General features: G+C 67.5%; 17 protein-coding genes. 8 read left to right on the top strand and 9 right to left on the bottom strand.

Going from position 1 to position 15271, the window contains the following annotated elements:
- Window positions 1–28: 28 nt before the first annotated feature.
- On the bottom strand, window positions 29–694 hold the full coding sequence (locus tag AC3A6P_RS27980) for a GNAT family N-acetyltransferase (protein WP_487695472.1): 666 nt from the start codon (window positions 692–694) through the stop codon (window positions 29–31).
- Between the two features lie 82 nt (window positions 695–776).
- Here AC3A6P_RS27980 and AC3A6P_RS27975 point away from each other — a divergent pair, with 82 nt between their 5' ends.
- From AC3A6P_RS27975 to AC3A6P_RS27965, 3 genes are all read left to right on the top strand, one after another.
- Window positions 777–1757, top strand: coding sequence for a substrate-binding domain-containing protein (locus AC3A6P_RS27975; protein WP_487695471.1), 981 nt, complete (start codon window positions 777–779; stop codon window positions 1755–1757).
- Window positions 1758–1876: 119 nt separating this feature from the next.
- Complete coding sequence (locus AC3A6P_RS27970; protein WP_487695469.1) at window positions 1877–3010, top strand: nitronate monooxygenase; 1134 nt, start codon at window positions 1877–1879, stop codon at window positions 3008–3010.
- A gap of 280 nt (window positions 3011–3290) precedes the next feature.
- Window positions 3291–4757, top strand: a complete 1467-nt coding sequence (locus AC3A6P_RS27965) for an HNH endonuclease signature motif containing protein (RefSeq protein WP_487695467.1) — start codon at window positions 3291–3293, stop codon at window positions 4755–4757.
- Window positions 4758–4833: 76 nt separating this feature from the next.
- On the opposite strand, the gene AC3A6P_RS27960 is transcribed toward AC3A6P_RS27965, so the two are convergent.
- Window positions 4834–5229, bottom strand: coding sequence for a hypothetical protein (locus tag AC3A6P_RS27960; RefSeq protein WP_487695465.1), 396 nt, complete (start codon window positions 5227–5229; stop codon window positions 4834–4836).
- 139 nt (window positions 5230–5368) lie between these two features.
- Between AC3A6P_RS27960 and AC3A6P_RS27955 the strand changes: the two genes are divergently transcribed.
- The gene (locus AC3A6P_RS27955; RefSeq protein ID WP_487695464.1) at window positions 5369–5911 is read left to right on the top strand and encodes a hypothetical protein; all 543 of its coding nucleotides are present in this window, start codon (window positions 5369–5371) and stop codon (window positions 5909–5911) included.
- On the opposite strand, the gene AC3A6P_RS27950 is transcribed toward AC3A6P_RS27955, so the two are convergent.
- Window positions 5912–6505, bottom strand: a complete 594-nt coding sequence (locus AC3A6P_RS27950; RefSeq protein WP_487695463.1) for a hypothetical protein — start codon at window positions 6503–6505, stop codon at window positions 5912–5914.
- Between the two features lie 82 nt (window positions 6506–6587).
- Between AC3A6P_RS27950 and AC3A6P_RS27945 the strand changes: the two genes are divergently transcribed.
- Complete coding sequence (locus AC3A6P_RS27945; protein ID WP_487695461.1) at window positions 6588–7211, top strand: peroxidase-related enzyme; 624 nt, start codon at window positions 6588–6590, stop codon at window positions 7209–7211.
- Here the strand turns inward: AC3A6P_RS27945 and AC3A6P_RS27940 are convergent.
- Window positions 7208–7840, bottom strand: coding sequence for a Pr6Pr family membrane protein (locus AC3A6P_RS27940; RefSeq protein ID WP_487695601.1), 633 nt, complete (start codon window positions 7838–7840; stop codon window positions 7208–7210). The two genes, AC3A6P_RS27945 and AC3A6P_RS27940, sit on opposite strands and share 4 nt — an antisense overlap.
- A 135-nt stretch (window positions 7841–7975) precedes the next feature.
- Between AC3A6P_RS27940 and AC3A6P_RS27935 the strand changes: the two genes are divergently transcribed.
- Window positions 7976–9232, top strand: a complete 1257-nt coding sequence (locus tag AC3A6P_RS27935; protein ID WP_487695460.1) for a cytochrome P450 — start codon at window positions 7976–7978, stop codon at window positions 9230–9232.
- On the opposite strand, the gene AC3A6P_RS27930 is transcribed toward AC3A6P_RS27935, so the two are convergent.
- The 4 genes from AC3A6P_RS27930 to AC3A6P_RS27915 form a co-directional block, all read right to left on the bottom strand.
- On the bottom strand, window positions 9233–10447 hold the full coding sequence (locus tag AC3A6P_RS27930; protein ID WP_487695458.1) for a DUF7159 family protein: 1215 nt from the start codon (window positions 10445–10447) through the stop codon (window positions 9233–9235). It abuts the gene before it with no gap.
- 171 nt (window positions 10448–10618) lie between these two features.
- Window positions 10619–10972, bottom strand: coding sequence for a ferredoxin (gene fdxA, locus AC3A6P_RS27925; protein WP_487695456.1), 354 nt, complete (start codon window positions 10970–10972; stop codon window positions 10619–10621).
- 76 nt (window positions 10973–11048) lie between these two features.
- On the bottom strand, window positions 11049–11573 hold the full coding sequence (locus AC3A6P_RS27920) for a hypothetical protein (protein WP_487695455.1): 525 nt from the start codon (window positions 11571–11573) through the stop codon (window positions 11049–11051).
- Window positions 11574–11591: 18 nt separating this feature from the next.
- Window positions 11592–12476 (bottom strand): TIGR03854 family LLM class F420-dependent oxidoreductase, encoded by an 885-nt coding sequence (locus AC3A6P_RS27915; RefSeq protein WP_487695600.1) that lies wholly within the window; start codon window positions 12474–12476, stop codon window positions 11592–11594.
- A 164-nt stretch (window positions 12477–12640) separates the two neighbouring features.
- Here AC3A6P_RS27915 and AC3A6P_RS27910 point away from each other — a divergent pair, with 164 nt between their 5' ends.
- Window positions 12641–13084, top strand: a complete 444-nt coding sequence (locus AC3A6P_RS27910; RefSeq protein WP_487695454.1) for a transglycosylase family protein — start codon at window positions 12641–12643, stop codon at window positions 13082–13084.
- Window positions 13085–13188: 104 nt separating this feature from the next.
- Here the strand turns inward: AC3A6P_RS27910 and AC3A6P_RS27905 are convergent, their stop codons facing one another.
- Complete coding sequence (locus AC3A6P_RS27905) at window positions 13189–14517, bottom strand: NAD(P)/FAD-dependent oxidoreductase (protein WP_487695453.1); 1329 nt, start codon at window positions 14515–14517, stop codon at window positions 13189–13191.
- A gap of 56 nt (window positions 14518–14573) precedes the next feature.
- Here AC3A6P_RS27905 and AC3A6P_RS27900 point away from each other — a divergent pair, with 56 nt between their 5' ends.
- Window positions 14574–15233 carry a TetR/AcrR family transcriptional regulator gene (locus AC3A6P_RS27900; RefSeq protein WP_487695451.1) on the top strand — a complete coding sequence of 220 codons (660 nt, stop codon included), beginning with the start codon at window positions 14574–14576 and terminating at the stop codon, window positions 15231–15233.
- Window positions 15234–15271: the final 38 nt, after the last annotated feature.

The following is a 15271-nucleotide window of genomic DNA, read 5'->3' as shown; positions in this document are numbered from 1 at the left end:
ACGAGGTTACGCAGGCATGCGCCGGGGTCTACCGCGGCGTGGCACCCGGCGCGCGGACCACCATCGGCACCGCCGGGAAGTACGCGGCCATCTCGCTGCGTGAGCGGCGGAGCGCGGCCGTGCCGTAGCCCTTCTTGCGGTGATCGGGGTGAATCCAGATCCGGACGTTGACCTCGCCGTCGACCAGTTCGCCGAATGCCATCCCGACCTTCTGATCGCCTTCGAGTGCGACGAACCAAGCCGCTTCCTCGGCGCGTACCCGAGCCAACGCGGCGTTGATCTCGTCGTCGAGACCGCCGGCCGGAGCACCGGAACCGTCACCGGCCGAACCGATTTCCTGCGTCCTGGCCGCGAAGATGTCGCGATCGGCGGCACCGTCGAAGGGCCGCAGAGTCAGGCTCTCGTCCAGGCTGGCGGGACGCTCGCCCGGGAGGAAGCTCAGCTGGCTGTTGTCGTCGTCGAGCTCTTTGGCGATCTTGCGGCGCGACTGCCGCGTCAGGCGGTTGAACGACAGGCCGACCACCGCTTCAGCGCCGCGTGTGGAGATCCCGAGCAGTTCGGCGATCTTCGCGACCGCCGCAGGCTGGTCCTCGGCGTCGACGATGACATCGAGCACCTCGTGGCGTCGATCGAGCGCCGTCAACAGAGCCTTCGAGATCTCACGGCGGGCGGTGGCGATGTCTTGGTCGGTCATCCCGCAAGACTAGATCAGCGATCGGCGGACCGGGGTTCGCAATTTGCCGCACCGACGGCACACCGAGGTCGACACTGGAGACATGCGACCGAGCACCGCCCGACGATGCGCCGCACTGGCGACTGCGATCGTGCTCGTCGCGTCCCAGGCCGGATGCTCGCCGGGCGGTGACACGGAGGCGCCACAGCCGGCACCGCCGCCACCCCGAGTGGCGGTCGCGCTGGTGACCCACCAGCCGCCGGGTGACACCTTCTGGGACCTGGTGCGTCGCGGTGCCCAGGCGGCCGCCGACAAAGACGGCATCGAGCTGCGTTACTTCCACGACCCCGAGGGCGCCATTCAGGCCGGCCAGGTATCCGAGGCGGTGGGTGAGCAGGTGGCCGGGATCGCGGTGACACTGGCCGATCCGCCGGCCATGGCGGCCTCGGTGCGCTCGGCAGTGGCCGGCGGTGTCCCTGTCGTGGCGGTCAACACCGGTATCGACGCGTGGCGCGAGATGGGCGCGATCGCCTACTTCGGTCAGGACGATCTGGTGGCCGGTCAAGAAGTGGGCCGGCGCCTCGAGCACGAGAGCGCGGTCAATGTGCTGTGCGTGATCCAGGAACGCGGCCATGTCGGGCTCGAGTCGCGCTGCAACGGCGCCGATGAGGCTTTTCCCGGTGTGCTGCAGCGGATTTACGTCGACGGAACCCGGCCTCAGGCAGTCCGGGCCGACCTGATCGCGCGCCTGCAACAGGACCGCTCGATCGATCGCGTGCTGACCTTGGCAGCCCCGGTGGCCACCACTGCCCTGCAAGCGGTGGGTGAGGCAAACAGCTACGCCAAGGTGGTCACATTCGACACCAACACCGCAGTGATCGAGGCTGTGGAGCGCGGAACCATCGGCTGGGCGGTCGATCAACAGCCTTTTCTGCAGGGTTATCTGGCGATCAGCGCGCTGTGGTTGTACGTGAGCAACGGGAACATCATCGGCGGCGGATTCCCCACATTGACCGGACCCTCGTTCGTCGATGAATCCAATGTCGATGCGGTGGCCGAGCGCGCCGAAGAAGGCACACGCTGAAAAACATTGCCGGCGGGCGCTTTCCGAGGGACAACCACCCCGGCCGACCCCCGGTACCCGCCCTGACGCTAAACTAGAACACGTTCCAGTTTTCTGTCCACCCGAGCAAGGATTCCGGTATGCACACTCCCCTCTGCGATCAGTTGGGTATCGAGTTCCCGATCTTCGCCTTCACCCACTGCCGCGACGTGGTGGTGGCAGTGAGCAAGGCCGGCGGCTTCGGAGTCCTGGGCGCTGTCGGCTTCAGCCCCGAACAACTGGAGATCGAACTGAAGTGGATCGACGAGAACATCGGCGATCACCCGTACGGCGTGGACATCGTGATCCCCAACAAGTACGAGGGCATGGACGCCACCGATATGGATCCGGAAGTCCTCAAGAAAACGCTCAACGAGCTGGTTCCGGACGAGCACATCGAGTTCGCCAAGAAGATCCTGGCCGACCACGGGGTCCCGGTCGAGCACAGCGACGATGATGCGCTGCAATTGCTGGGCTGGACGGAGGCCACGGCCACGCCCCAGGTCGAGGTCGCGCTGCAGCACCCCAAGGTCACGATGATCGCCAACGCGCTGGGCACCCCGCCCGCCGACATGATCAAGCACATCCACGAATCCGGTCGAGTGGTCGCCGCGCTGTGCGGTTCGCCGTATCAGGCGCGCAAGCACGCCGACGCGGGTGTCGACATCATCATCGCCCAGGGCGGTGAGGCCGGTGGGCACTGCGGCGACGTCGGCTCCATCGTGTTGTGGCCGCAGGTGGTCAAAGAGGTGGCGCCGGTGCCGGTGCTGGCCGCCGGCGGTATCGGCAGCGGTCAGCAGATCGCCGCCGCATTGGCACTGGGCGCGCAGGGCGCCTGGACCGGTTCGCAGTGGGTGATGGTCGAGGAGTCCGAGCACACTCCGGTGCAGCACGCCGCCTACGCCAAGGCCACCAGCCGCGACACCGTGCGCAGTCGCTCGTTCACCGGCAAGCCGGCCAGGATGCTCAAGAACGACTGGACCGAAGCGTGGGAGAACCCGGAGAACCCGTCACCGCTGGGAATGCCGTTGCAGTACATGGTGTCCGGTATGGCGGTCGCCGCCACCCACAAGTACCCCAACGAATCGGTCGACGTCGCGTTCAACCCCGTGGGTCAGGTGGTCGGTCAGTTCACCAAGGTGGAGAAGACCTCGACGGTGATCGAGCGTTGGGTGCAGGAGTATCTGGAGGCGACGGGCCGGCTCAACGAGCTGAACGAGGCCGCGGGAGTCTGACGAGCGCCGCGGAGCCTGCGGAGCGGGGCGAGGAACGACGACCCACACAACCGGGAGTCTGACGAGCGCCGCTGAGCCTGCGAAGCGGGGCGAGGAACGACGACCCACACAACCGGGAGTCCGACGAGCGCCGCGGAGCCTGCGGAGCGGGGCGAGGAAGGCTGCAGATTGAGCCTCTGAGCTGTGGATGGATCCGCAACTGTGGATAACTGGGCTGGTCTCAGGTTGACCCGGGCTTGCCGAAGCTGATCTGTCGGGGCTGGTGGGCAGCATCGGGGGTATGAGTTCGCCGCCGACAGCCACGCAGGAAGACCCCGTGTTGGGGGCCTTTGCTGCCATTGATGCTGCGGTGACGACGTTGCTGGCGTCCGATCCCACCCGGCGCTCGGTGCTGGAGCACAAAGACTTCCTGGCCCACACCCAACAGATCCTCAACCGCCTGCCCGCCCTGCAGCACCGGGAGATCGCCGCCCTGCGCCAGCACGCCAGCCCGGCGGAGTTGGGCGATACGTTGCCGCGAGCGCTGGCCGAGATCTTGCGGATCTCACGCCCGGAGGCCAAGAAGTTGGTCGACGACGCCGAACGGCTGGGCCCGCGCACCGCGCTCTCGGGTGAACCGATGCCACCCTGGCTGGCTGCCACCGCCGCAGCGCACGCCGACGGCGCGATCAACACCGGGCACGTGGCGGTGATCCGGGAGTTCTTCAAGCAACTGCCCGGGCATGTCAACCAGACCCAGCGTGAGGACACCGAAGCAAAACTGGTGGAGTTGGCGCGCCGCAAGCGCCCGGACGAGGTCCGCAAAGACGCCGATGACCTGTTCCGGCAGTTGGACCAAGATGGCCGCCCGCCCACCGAACCCACACCACGGGCCCCGCAGGGGGAAATGCACATCGGACGGCAGCAACGCGATGGCCGCCGCAAATTCTGGGGTTACTTCACCGCTGAAAGTGGGGCCACCTGGGAAGCGGTGCACGCGAAATGGGCCAAGCCGGGCGCCTGCAACCCCCACGACGAATCACCGTGCATCGATGAGGTCAGCGACGACGCCGCCCGTCGCGACGGGCGCAGCCAAGCGCAACGCAACCACGATGCCCTGGCCGCGGTCGGCCGCGCCATGCTGGCCTCCGGACAGTTGGGCAAGCATCACGGCTTGCCGGCCACTATCATCGTCTCCACCACCTTGGCCGAACTCGAACACTTCGCGGGCCTCGGCGTGACCGCCGGCGGCACCCGGCTGCCCGTCCGGGATGTGCTGCGCCTGGCGCGGCATGCCCATCACTATCTGGTGATCTACGGCGACCACGGTGAGGTGCTGCACCTCGGGCGTACCCGCCGCACCGCCAGCCCGTCGCAGCAGATAGTGCTGTTCGACCGGGATCGGGGCTGCACCCGACCCGGCTGCACCGTGCCCGGCTACGGCGCCGAAGCCCACCACGCCGTCCTGGACTGGGCCGCCGGCGGGCTCACGAACATCGACGACCTAGCGTTCGCCTGCCCCACAGACAACAAACTGGTCACCGAGGGCGGGTGGACCACCCGCAAGAACCCCTTCGGCGAAACCGAATGGATCCCCCCGGCGCACCTCGACGTCGGCCAACCCCGCGTCAATGACTTTCATCATCCGGAACGCCTACGCCAGAAACCCCGCCCCACCCCACCGGAACCAACGACGGATTCCCCACTGCCGCCTCGCAAGAGCGGACAACGCCCGCCCGCCGAGACCGACGGGGAACCGCCGCTCTAGCGAGTTCTTGCGCCGACTTCGTGGTCGGCGCAGGTTGAGTCGTCTCCGCGGCTGCCCGGAGTCAACACACGAAGCATCAGGCGTAGAAGTCCTGCTGCCAGCCTCGGGATTCGGTGCACTCCAAGGCCAGACCGTCAGGGGTCTGCGCCGCCGAGCTGCGGTAGTTGGGGCACGGCGCACCGATTTCCTGCACGCCGTACAGCGGCGGCGAGTGCACCCAGAACCCGGTGTACACCGGGGGCCACTGGTTCGGGATGTAGTGGCAGGCATAGGTCTGGCCGTTGTCGCTGCGGCCGAATATGTTGCGCTCCCAGCTATGGCAGGCGTAGCTGAACTGCACGCCCGGGCCGAAGACCATGTTCGGTACGTCGGCCATCTGGATCGCGGGGTCGTTGGGGATGGCCCCGGCGGTGGGCGCCAAGGCCAACCCGGCGGATGCGACCACAGCGGCAGCGATGCTCAGTCCACGCATTGCGTGAGCCTAATGGGGCGTGGCTGTGTTGCCCGGCGATTCGGTTATCTCACACGCGAAACGCGGTCCGATGAACGCTGAATTCGCTGCTCACAGTGGTTTGCTTGGGTGACACGTCCACGAGGAGGAAGCGATCGTTATGCCCACTGGCCGTCATCTGCTGGCATCGACCGGGGCCGGAGCCCTTCTGGCCGCGGCCGCGTTGCTCCCAGCGGTCGCCACTGCCGAACCCACCATCACCAGCGACGAGCAGGGTTACGTCGGTACCGAAGCGCATTGCGACAGCACACAATTGGCGGTCGCGTACGGACGAACGGCACGCTCGCTGGTGGCGATTTGCACCCGGCCGGAGGGTGGATACGAATACCGCGGCGTCCGGCTCAGCGACGAAGCCGGACTCAAAGCCGCCGCCACCGCCGCCGACGGTGGCTTCATCATCGAGAACGAAGGCGCCACCTACACGGTCACACCGCAGCAGCTGCTCGTCACCGCCGACGACAAGGTGGTCTACCGCGACACCTGGATCGAATACGAGCAGCCGCGGTTCACCGCCGAAGGCACCACCAGCAGTCCGACGACGACCACCAGCAGCACCCCCTCGACGCAGTCGCCGACCTCGGCCACGTCATCGATTCCCACGGCCACGGTCACCGTGACGGTGACCGCCGAACCGACGGGCTAGTTACTGAACCGGCGGCAGCGGCGCGGGAGCCGGGACCGGCAACGGTTCCGCCGGTAGCGGCGCGGGCGGCAGCGGGGCCTGCGGGCCGGCCGGCACACCGGCCGGAGCGGTGGCATCCAACGGACGCTGCGTCAGCAGCAGCACCGCGTCGGCCTTGCTGACCTCCTGGGTCTGCACTGCATGCCACAACTCACGCAGGTACGACATGCCGCGGCCCTGGGTCGGGCCGGTCGGGGTCAGGCTGGCGCCCGGGGGCAGATTCTCGGGACTCGACAGATGCGGGATCGCCGCCGGCGGGAGCGGCTGGTCCAGTGCGACGGGCGCGGGCGCAGCCAACGGCGCGGGAGCGACCGCCGCAGCCAACGGGGCGGAAGGGATTGGCGCGGCCAGCGGAGCGGGAGCGACCGGCGGCAGCGGCGCGGGAGCCGGGACCGGAACCACGGGTGCCGGAGGAGGCGGCGGCGCAGCGGGCTCGGCCGAGGCCGAAGGAGCTGCGATGAAGAACGCCGCGGCGCCGAATGCGCCGAGAGCCGCCGACCATGCTGCCTTGCGAGTGTGGATCCGCACCATGAACAGTGATTCTGCTCCCGCCACGATTTTGTTACACCCGCAAGAGTTGAATTCTCATGGGCCCCAAATCTTGGCTGATCACAAGGTCGCGGGCAGTGTCACCACCATGACCGCAACCACCGATCGCCCCACCACCAACGGCGCACTTCGACCCACCCGGATTTCCCGGCTCGAGGTGCCCGAACTCGACGAACTGACCAATCCCAGTGTGAAGGGGTTCTTCTCGCACCAGTTGCGCGAAGAAGGTCTGACGTCGAACTGGTTTCGTGCGCTGTCCCTCAACGAAGGCGACCTCGAGCGGCTCAACGGTTACCTGCTGCCGCTTCTGGGCACCGATGGTCGATCCGGCCTGTCGGCCCGCGAACGTGAGGTGATCGCCACCGTCGTTTCCGGCGAGAACCGGTGCGCCTACTGCCACACCAACCACGCCAACAAACTGGGCAAGGTGGCCGGCGACTGGTCGTTCGGGCAGCGGGTCGCCATCGATCATCATCAGGTCGAAGAGCTCACCGACCGGGAGCGGGCGCTGGCCGATCTGGCGATCGCGGTCAACAACGATCCGCAGTCCATCCGCGACGCCGACTACACCGCCTTGCGTGAACTCGGCCTCAGCGATCAGCTGATCCTGGAAGCCATCTCGATCGCCGCGTTCATCGGCGCCACCAACCGGATCGGGATCGCGCTTGCCGTACCGCCGAACCCGGAATACACCGGCGTGCCCGGGCACTAGACGCGGATACGCACCGCCGCGCGGCCGATCAGGGACAGCAGGTAGCCGAGGCCGACGAAGCCGGCGGCGAGGATCGCCACGTTGACCGCGACGCCGGCCGCCCCGATGCTGCCGTGGTCCAGGAAGTAATACGGCGCGCGGCGGCCCAGGTTGTTCAAGACCACCACCGCCAACCCGAGATACGCGGCGGGATAGGCCAGCCAAGCCAGCGGCTGCCACCAGGTCACCTGGCTCTGGCTGTGTCCCACCACCACCCAGTCGAGGAAGGCCAGCACCGGAACCACCACGTGCAACAGGAAATTGGCCGGTGTGTACCCGGCGCTCATGTCCACCAGGTAGAGGTTCCAGATCACGCCGGCGACGACGACGTAGAGGACCACCGCGCCACGCAGGCCCGCGCGGTGGTCGGCGCGTCGATCGACCAGGGTCCACGCGTAGTAGGCCGCGGCCAGCAGGTTGGCCTGGTAGGTGAACGTCACGAATCGCCACAGCACACCGGACCGCGATTGGGTTTCCACGAACACCATGGCGGCCAGAACGGCGACGATGATCGCGACCCGCAGCATCATCCGTGCTGCCCTGTGCTCCCTGAACTGGTCGATCTCGGTCACGTCAGGACAAACTCCCATCACCGCCGAACGGTTCCCGGCCTGCTGCGAGAACATGTTTCAGTTCGATATTTCCTCAACCTGCCACAACTCGCTGATCTGCGGTGTACCAATGCCTTACAGGTGCACAACTATTCAGCGAGGAGCCCGTCGACCATGCCGAATCCGAGCCTGCCCCCCGGCTTTGACTTCACCGATCCCGACCTCAACCGGGAGCGGCTACCCATCGACGAACTCGCTGAACTTCGCCGCACCGCACCGATCTGGTGGAACGAACAGGCGAAGGGCCAGGGCGGTTTCGATGACGGCGGCTACTGGGTGGTGACCAAGCACAAGGACGTCAAGGAGATCTCGCGGCGCAGCGACGTCTTCTCCAGCCTGGCCAAGACGGCGCTGCCCCGCTACCCCAAGGGCTCGTCAGGTGAGCAGATCGAGACCGGCAGGTTGGTGTTGCTGAACATGGACGCGCCGCATCACACACACCTGCGCAAGATCATCTCGCGGGGCTTCACTCCGCGGGCGGTGGAACGGCTGCGCGATGACCTGCACACCCGCGCCCAGGACATCGTCCGCAAGGCCGCCGCCGAGGGCTGCGGGGATTTCGTGGAACAGGTCGCCTGCGAACTGCCACTGCAGGCGATCGCCGGTCTGATCGGGATCCCGCTCGAAGACCGCAAGAAGATCTTCGACTGGTCCAATCAGATGGTGGCCGACGATGATCCGGAATTCGCCCATCACGACGGTCGCAGTTCGGCGATGGAGCTCATCATGTACGCCATGCAGCTGGCCGCGCTCCGTGCCGAGGAACCCGGCGAGGACATCGTGACCAAGCTGATCGAGGCCGACGTCGACGGCCACAAACTCTCGGATGACGAGTTCGGATTCTTCATGGTGCTACTCGCCGTGGCGGGCAACGAGACCACCCGCAACTCGATCACCCACGGCATGATCGCGTTCACCGACCATCCCGATCAGTGGGAGCTCTACAAGCGGGAGCGTCCCGCGACGGCGGCGGACGAGATCGTGCGGTGGGCCACGCCGGTCACCTCGTTCCAGCGCACCGCGCTGGAGGACACCGAGCTGTCCGGGGTGCTGATCAGGAAGGGCCAGCGGGTGGTGATGTCGTACCGGTCCGCCAACTTCGACGAGGACGTGTTCGAGGATCCGTTCCGGTTCGACATCACCCGCAACCCGAACCCGCACGTCGGCTTCGGCGGCACGGGTGCGCACTACTGCGTCGGCGCCAACCTGGCCAAGATGACCATCGACCTGATCTTCGGCGCCATCGCCGATCAGATGCCGGACCTCACGCCGGTCGGTACGCCGGAGCGTCTGCGCTCGGGCTGGCTCAACGGCATCAAACACTGGCAGGTGGACTACACCGGCAAGCAGCGGGCCGCCCAGCTGGTCTGATCAGCCCGGCGGGATCGGCACTCCGGGCGGCGGCACCGCGCCGGGGGCCAGCTGCCACTCGGGTTCGTCGGGACCCGGTTTCAGCTTGTCCTTGAACCGCTCCCACAGAGTCCTGCGTTCCGGGATCTGGACGGGCGCCTGGTACACCGGCGGCGGTGGTGGAACGGCCGCCGGGGGTGGGACCACGACCGGCGGCGCGGCCGGCACCTCCTCGGGAACGTACTCGGGGGCTGGGGCAACGTACTCGGGAGCCGGGGGAAGCGCCTCGGCCGGGGGCAGCACCTCCTGTGCGGCCACGGGTGCGACCACGGGAGGCGGCGGTGCCACCGGCGGCGGGGGCGGGGCCACCGGAGCCGGCGGGGTGGGCCGCGCCAACGGTGGTGTGCCCGCGGTCTTCTGCACCTCCTGGGTCGAGGTCGGCACCGCGTCCCTGGTGGGCACCAACTGATCGCCGACGGCAACCGACAACGACACCACGAACGTGACAGCGCCGGCGACCAGCATCGTCATGGGCGCGGCGACGGGATTGCGGCGTGGCTTGGGCGCCACGGGAACCGTGAAATCGAAGGGTCGCAAGGTGGTGTTCTCCGCCGAGGCCAGCGCGGCGCCGTGCGCCAGGGCCAGCTCGGCTTCCGGCGGATTGAACACCGGCAGCTCGAGTTCGTCCTGGAGCGTGGTGGCGGTGTCGTCGAGGCCGGGCACCGAGCCCACCATGAACAGTCCGTCAGGACGCATCTCGTCGGCCAGGGCGGCACCGACCCAGTCGATCAGCGCACCTTCGCTGTCGATCGCGTGACTGATCAGCACATCCACCGAATCATCGGCGGTGTCCACCACCGCGATGGCCGCGGTCTCCGGCTCGACGACGCACAAGGCGGTGCGCTGGTACCCGATGACCCGGCCGATGCTGCTGGCCAGGGCTTCGACGGCTTCGGACAGCGGTACGGCGCTGACGCCGGTCAGTCCCGCCCGCGCCATCCCGTCGAGCACCGTCGACGCTTCCAGCTCGGCGTCGTCGCTCCAGGTGACGCCGATGGAGGACACCGCCTGGTCATCGGCTTCAGCCTCATCGCGGGCGCGCCGCAGCGCTGCACCGACTTCTTCGAGAACGTCGTACTCGTCGTGGCCGAGCGTGGCCCCGTCCGCGCCACGTCCTTCCACCAACACGGACCGGACAGTCGTCGGCGTCACCGACACACCGAGCACCGTGGCCATCACTTGCACTCCCTTCGTGCCCGGACCGCGTTTCCGCCGCTACGAACGTCGAGTCAAGGAGCTGGAACGGATCCGGGATCGCGACGTCATCGTCGACGCGCCTCGCGTGAGCCTACAGACAGACCCACCCCGTTTCTCTACCTCATCGGCGAGATGAATGCGAACCGGAGATCAGTGTGCGGGCACCTCGCGAACGGGCATCGCGGCCACCAACGGGGTGTCCACTCCGGTGGGGCCCAGCCCAGCGGCCCCGCCCGGCTCCCCCAGCGGCTCGGAACGCCCGGGCAGCACACCGGCGAAGAACGCTGCGTTGTCCTCGAGGTGAGCGAGTTCGTCGTCAGGCAGGTCGGTTTCGTAGTAGATGGCATCGACCCGGCAGGCGATCCGGCACGCTCCGCAGTCGACACACTCGACGGGGTTGATGTAGAGCGACCGCAGTCCTTCGTAGATGCAGTCCGCCGGGCACTCCTGCACACACGATTTGTCCATCACGTCGACACATCCGGAACCGATCACATACGTCATGGTTGTGACGGTAGGAAAGTTCGCGGAGCTCCGGACCCGGCGAAAGTCCTTTTCTTCAGGACCGAAAGTCCTCGAGTCAATACGACGGCGGTGTGCAGCTGTAGGGCGTCTGACCGGTGAAGTGCACCGCCGGCATCCCGTCGATGTAGAGGTAGCTGACGTCCTCGGTCCACGAGGTTCCCGGCTGGACCCACGGCGGCACGGATTCGGGGTAGGCGACGGTGAAGTCGCGGAAGAACTCGACGCCTGCCGGGCACCCCGGCTTGTCGGCGGGAGCCGGATTCCACGCGTACACGATGATCGGGTTGACCAGCCGCCGGCCTTGAGCGCAGTTGGGTTTGCATTCGACGGCGTTGTCGACGCCGGTGCCGGTGGCGCCGGCAGCGCCCCACTCGGTCCAGGTCATGTTCTCCATGACGCTGGTGTGGTCGCAGCCGTACACCACGGTCGGCGGTTTCTCGAGCACCGGCTGCGTCGGGTCGTAGCACGCGGCGAACTGGTAGGCGGTCGCCGGTGGCTCGGCCGACGCACCCGGGCCGGCGGGCAGCACCGCCAGCATCAGTAGACCTGTTGCGGCTGCCACCTGCGCCGTGCGATTCACGCCCCGGATGGTAGCCGTCTAGTTCTGCCGGGGCAGCAGCTCCTCGGCAAGACGGGTACTGAACTGTTCGGTGTCCATCTGGCCGGCGGGCCGGATGACGAATTTGCTCAGTCCCGCGGCGATGTAACCGTCGAGCTGGGCGTGGAGTTGATCCCAGTCGCCGGCAACCAGTTCAGCCGGATCGACGTCGGGGCGGCGGGCCCGGATCGCGGTCGCGAGCTGCTCAGGTAACCCTGCCTCGGCCACCGCCAGACTGATGCCGAAATGGTCGTCCTCGATCTCGCGGCCCGCCGCGGCCGCCTCGCGCTGGATCGCCTCGCGGGCGTGCCCGGCCTCCGCCGGGGTGAGGAAGCTGCCCAGCCAGCCGTCGGCGAGCCGGCCGATTCGGCGGAACGCTGCCGGGGCGGAACCGCCGAGCCAGAGGTCCAGCGGCGGTGCCGGCAGTGCTCCGATGCCGGCGTCGGTGACGGTGAAGAACTCCCCGGTGAAGCTCAGCGGCTTCTCGGTCAGCGCGGCACGCAGCAGCCGCAGCGATTCGTCGAACACCGCAGCACGCTTTCCGTCCGGCACGGTGAAGATGTCTCGTTCGGCCGGGGTGGCCGAGCGCAGCCCGAAGGCGGGCAGCACCCGTTTGGGGCCGATGGCAGCCAGTGAGGCCAGCTGTTTGGCGACCAGCACGGGATGGCGGCCGCCGGGCAGGACGGCCACCGACGTGCCGACCTTGAGCCGGGTGGTGCGCGCCAGAGCTGCGGCCATGCCGATGAACGGGTCGACGGCGTCGGAGTACACCAGTTCGGAGAACCACACGGAATCGACTCCCGCCTCTTCCAGGGCGTCGACCACGGCGGGAAGGCGGTGAGCCGGGGTTTCGGGTCCCAGGCCGACACCGAAGCGGATCTTCACGGGCAGCTCCATTCATTCGACTTTGTCGTGGAGAATTACGCTAATGTGACTCGTGATATTCCTGAGATCGGCTTAAAGTTATGTGACAGAAATAAGCTTCTGTGATTTGAATAAACTTGTGCGACGCCAGTAACGGGTGCGTCATGTGATGCGAAACACCCCACATGAAGATCGTCGGGAAACTCTTCGCACTGGTCGCATTCACGGGCGCAATTCTGTACGGGATGCTGGCACTGACCACCGGCACGGCGAACGCGGACAGCGTCAATTGGGACGCCATAGCGCAGTGCGAATCCGGCGGCAACTGGGCGATCAACACGGGCAACGGCCATTACGGCGGGCTGCAGTTCAAGCCCGCCACCTGGCAGGCCAACGGAGGCGTCGGCAACCCCGCGCAAGCCCCCCGCTCCGAGCAGATCAGGGTGGCAGAGAACGTTCTCGCATCTCAGGGGCTCAAGGCCTGGCCGAAGTGCGGTACCAAGGCGGGCACACCGTTCACCGCCGTCCGCGCGCCGCTGGCGCCCGCGCCGACACAACGTCAGCCGGGTTCCTATATCCGCGCCACCATCAACGAAATCATGGCGCTCATTCCGTTGCAGACGCGGTGATCACGGTCGGACAAACTCGGCGTCTTGAGTTTGCTGTCGGCGAATTCTGGAATTCGATTCTGATTAACGCCGGAATGCGTCTTTGCCATTCGCTTCATCGAGCTTCAGGCCACGGCTGGTTCGGTCACCGTGAATTGCTCACACATCGCCGTGAGGTCGGCCGAGGTGGGCCCCGGCGGTAGCACGGGTCGCCAGCCACTGCGATACACCTGCAGAGCAGCACCCTGCAGCTCATCCAGGCTCTGCGGCAGCGCCAGCATCCGCTCGTAGGGCTCGACCATCGGGCGCAGGCTCGAATCCGCCTGCGCTGCAGCCACAATGAGGTCCGACGGCAGGCTCGTGGTGAGATCGACGTCGCCCCCGGCCCATCGCCGCATCCGATCCGCGTCGCAGCGCATGTGGTCGACGAACCACGGCCTGATGTGCGTCCGGCACCAGCTGTCGAAGGCGGCGGCTGCAGCGGCGGGATCCGCCGGGTGGTCCGTCAGAGCCGCAACCAGGTGGCGGGCTTGCCGGAACGCCAGGGCAACCCCACGACCCGCCAGCGGCGTCGTGGTGCATACCGCGTCACCGACTGCCACGAGACCCGGAACCACCCGGCCGTCGACGCCGCACTGTCCGCGGTAGGAGTTGTACAGCTGCCCGCCCGGCAACACGTCGGTGACCGGCGTCGACACCTGCGGATGAACCCAGTCGGCTACCCCGGGAATGGCGCGCAGTACCGCGTCGAACACATCGGCCCGGCGCAGCTCGCGCAGCCGGTCGTCGGTGCCGCCGTGGGTCAGGGTCACCGAGAACATGCCGTTGTCGTGTCGGAAGACCACGACGAAATAGCCGGCCATCCCGAGCGACAGTCCGATCGGAGAATTCACCGGGCCGCGCACACCGGGGTCATTCAGCCGGTACTGCCTGGTGACGTAGACGGCCGCGCAGGACCCGCCGTCGGCGGGCTCGCGAAGCGCCCGCATCACCCGGCTGGAGCGCCCGGCGGCATCGATCACCAACTCCGCGGACAACCTCTTGCGATCGACGACGGCACCCACCACCCGGCCGCGTTCACGCACCACCGCGTCGACGTGGCCGGTGACCACGGTGAGCCCCGGCTGGCGGTGGGCGTGGGCACGCAACACCCGTTCGAAGATCTCCCGCCGGCACAGCGCCGCCACCGCAGACCCGTCCGGGGCGGTGGCGATCTCCGCTCCGGACCCCACCAATGTCTGTAACACGTCCGGCATTTCGGCTCGCAGTGCGTCGACCACCTGGCCCCGGAAGGTGTGTGCCTGGTGGAACTGCATCACCCCGCGGCGTTTCCAGGGCCCGTGCGGTGGTGGACCCGGGTCGCGATCGACGACCACGACTTCGCGGCCGCGCCGGGCCAGCGCGATCGCGGTGAACAGACCCGTGGGACCTCCGCCCACCACCACTGTTCGCATGAGAGCTCCAATTGAGGTAACTTGTGGTGCAATGAATACTCCGAGAGTTACCTAGAATGAGCGGTGTTGTCAAGCGCGACTACCGCTCGGACCTACGGGCGGCGCAGGCCCGCGAGACCCGCCGCACCATCGTGGCCGCCGCCGCGGAGCTGTTCGTCACCCAGGGATACGGCGCCACCACTGTCGATGCCATCGCGATATCGGCCGGCGTCAGCCGCAAGACGGTCTTCACCGCCGTCGGCGGGAAAGCCGACGTCCTCAAGCTCGCGTTGGACTGGGCGATCGCCGGCGATGACGAGCCGGTGGCCCTGGCCGAACGCCCTGACGTGAGTGCACTGCTGACCGGCGATGACCCGGGTGCGCTCCTCGACGGCTGGGCCAGGCTGCTGGTGGGCATCGACCGGCGGGTGGCGGCACTGCACGAAGCCCTCAACACCGCGGCCGACCACGACGCCGGCGCCCGCGAGGTGCGAGAGCAGTCCGACCGTGAACGCCTGGCCGGTGCGCGGGAAGTGATCGCCCGGTTGCGTGTGATCGATGCTCTGGCGCCGGACCTCACGCCCGCGCACGCCGCCGATATCGCCTGGCTGCTCGCCGACCCCGCCCTCTACAGCCGACTGGTGCAGCGACGAGGATGGTCACCTGCTCGCTTCGAACGGTGGTTGGCTTCGACCTTGCGTGCACAGTTGACCCCCGGCGCCGAGGCCGGCGGTTAGGCTCGGGGCTGATCCGTCCTCGACGCACAGGAGCGAAG

Source organism: Mycobacterium sp. Soil_C_30 (genome assembly GCF_057656995.1).
Note: the sequence above shows the minus strand (reverse complement) of the source record. Positions and strands in the feature narration are given on the sequence as shown.

Bases quoted from the DNA above. Each gene is read 5' to 3' on its own strand.
- AC3A6P_RS27905 (WP_487695453.1), bottom strand. From the start codon at position 14,517: ATGCGAACAGTGGTGGTGGGCGGAGGTCCCACGGGTCTGTTCACCGCG.
- AC3A6P_RS27945 (WP_487695461.1), top strand. From the start codon at position 6,588: ATGACCGCAACCACCGATCGCCCCACCACCAACGGCGCACTTCGACCC.
- AC3A6P_RS27980 (WP_487695472.1), bottom strand. From the start codon at position 694: ATGACCGACCAAGACATCGCCACCGCCCGCCGTGAGATCTCGAAGGCT.
- AC3A6P_RS27940 (WP_487695601.1), bottom strand. From the start codon at position 7,840: ATGGGAGTTTGTCCTGACGTGACCGAGATCGACCAGTTCAGGGAGCAC.
- AC3A6P_RS27975 (WP_487695471.1), top strand. From the start codon at position 777: ATGCGACCGAGCACCGCCCGACGATGCGCCGCACTGGCGACTGCGATC.
- AC3A6P_RS27960 (WP_487695465.1), bottom strand. From the start codon at position 5,229: ATGCGTGGACTGAGCATCGCTGCCGCTGTGGTCGCATCCGCCGGGTTG.
- AC3A6P_RS27910 (WP_487695454.1), top strand. From the start codon at position 12,641: ATGAAGATCGTCGGGAAACTCTTCGCACTGGTCGCATTCACGGGCGCA.
- AC3A6P_RS27955 (WP_487695464.1), top strand. From the start codon at position 5,369: ATGCCCACTGGCCGTCATCTGCTGGCATCGACCGGGGCCGGAGCCCTT.
- AC3A6P_RS27900 (WP_487695451.1), top strand. From the start codon at position 14,574: ATGAGCGGTGTTGTCAAGCGCGACTACCGCTCGGACCTACGGGCGGCG.
- fdxA (WP_487695456.1), bottom strand. From the start codon at position 10,972: ATGACGTATGTGATCGGTTCCGGATGTGTCGACGTGATGGACAAATCG.
- AC3A6P_RS27965 (WP_487695467.1), top strand. From the start codon at position 3,291: ATGAGTTCGCCGCCGACAGCCACGCAGGAAGACCCCGTGTTGGGGGCC.
- AC3A6P_RS27970 (WP_487695469.1), top strand. From the start codon at position 1,877: ATGCACACTCCCCTCTGCGATCAGTTGGGTATCGAGTTCCCGATCTTC.
- AC3A6P_RS27935 (WP_487695460.1), top strand. From the start codon at position 7,976: ATGCCGAATCCGAGCCTGCCCCCCGGCTTTGACTTCACCGATCCCGAC.
- AC3A6P_RS27930 (WP_487695458.1), bottom strand. From the start codon at position 10,447: ATGGCCACGGTGCTCGGTGTGTCGGTGACGCCGACGACTGTCCGGTCC.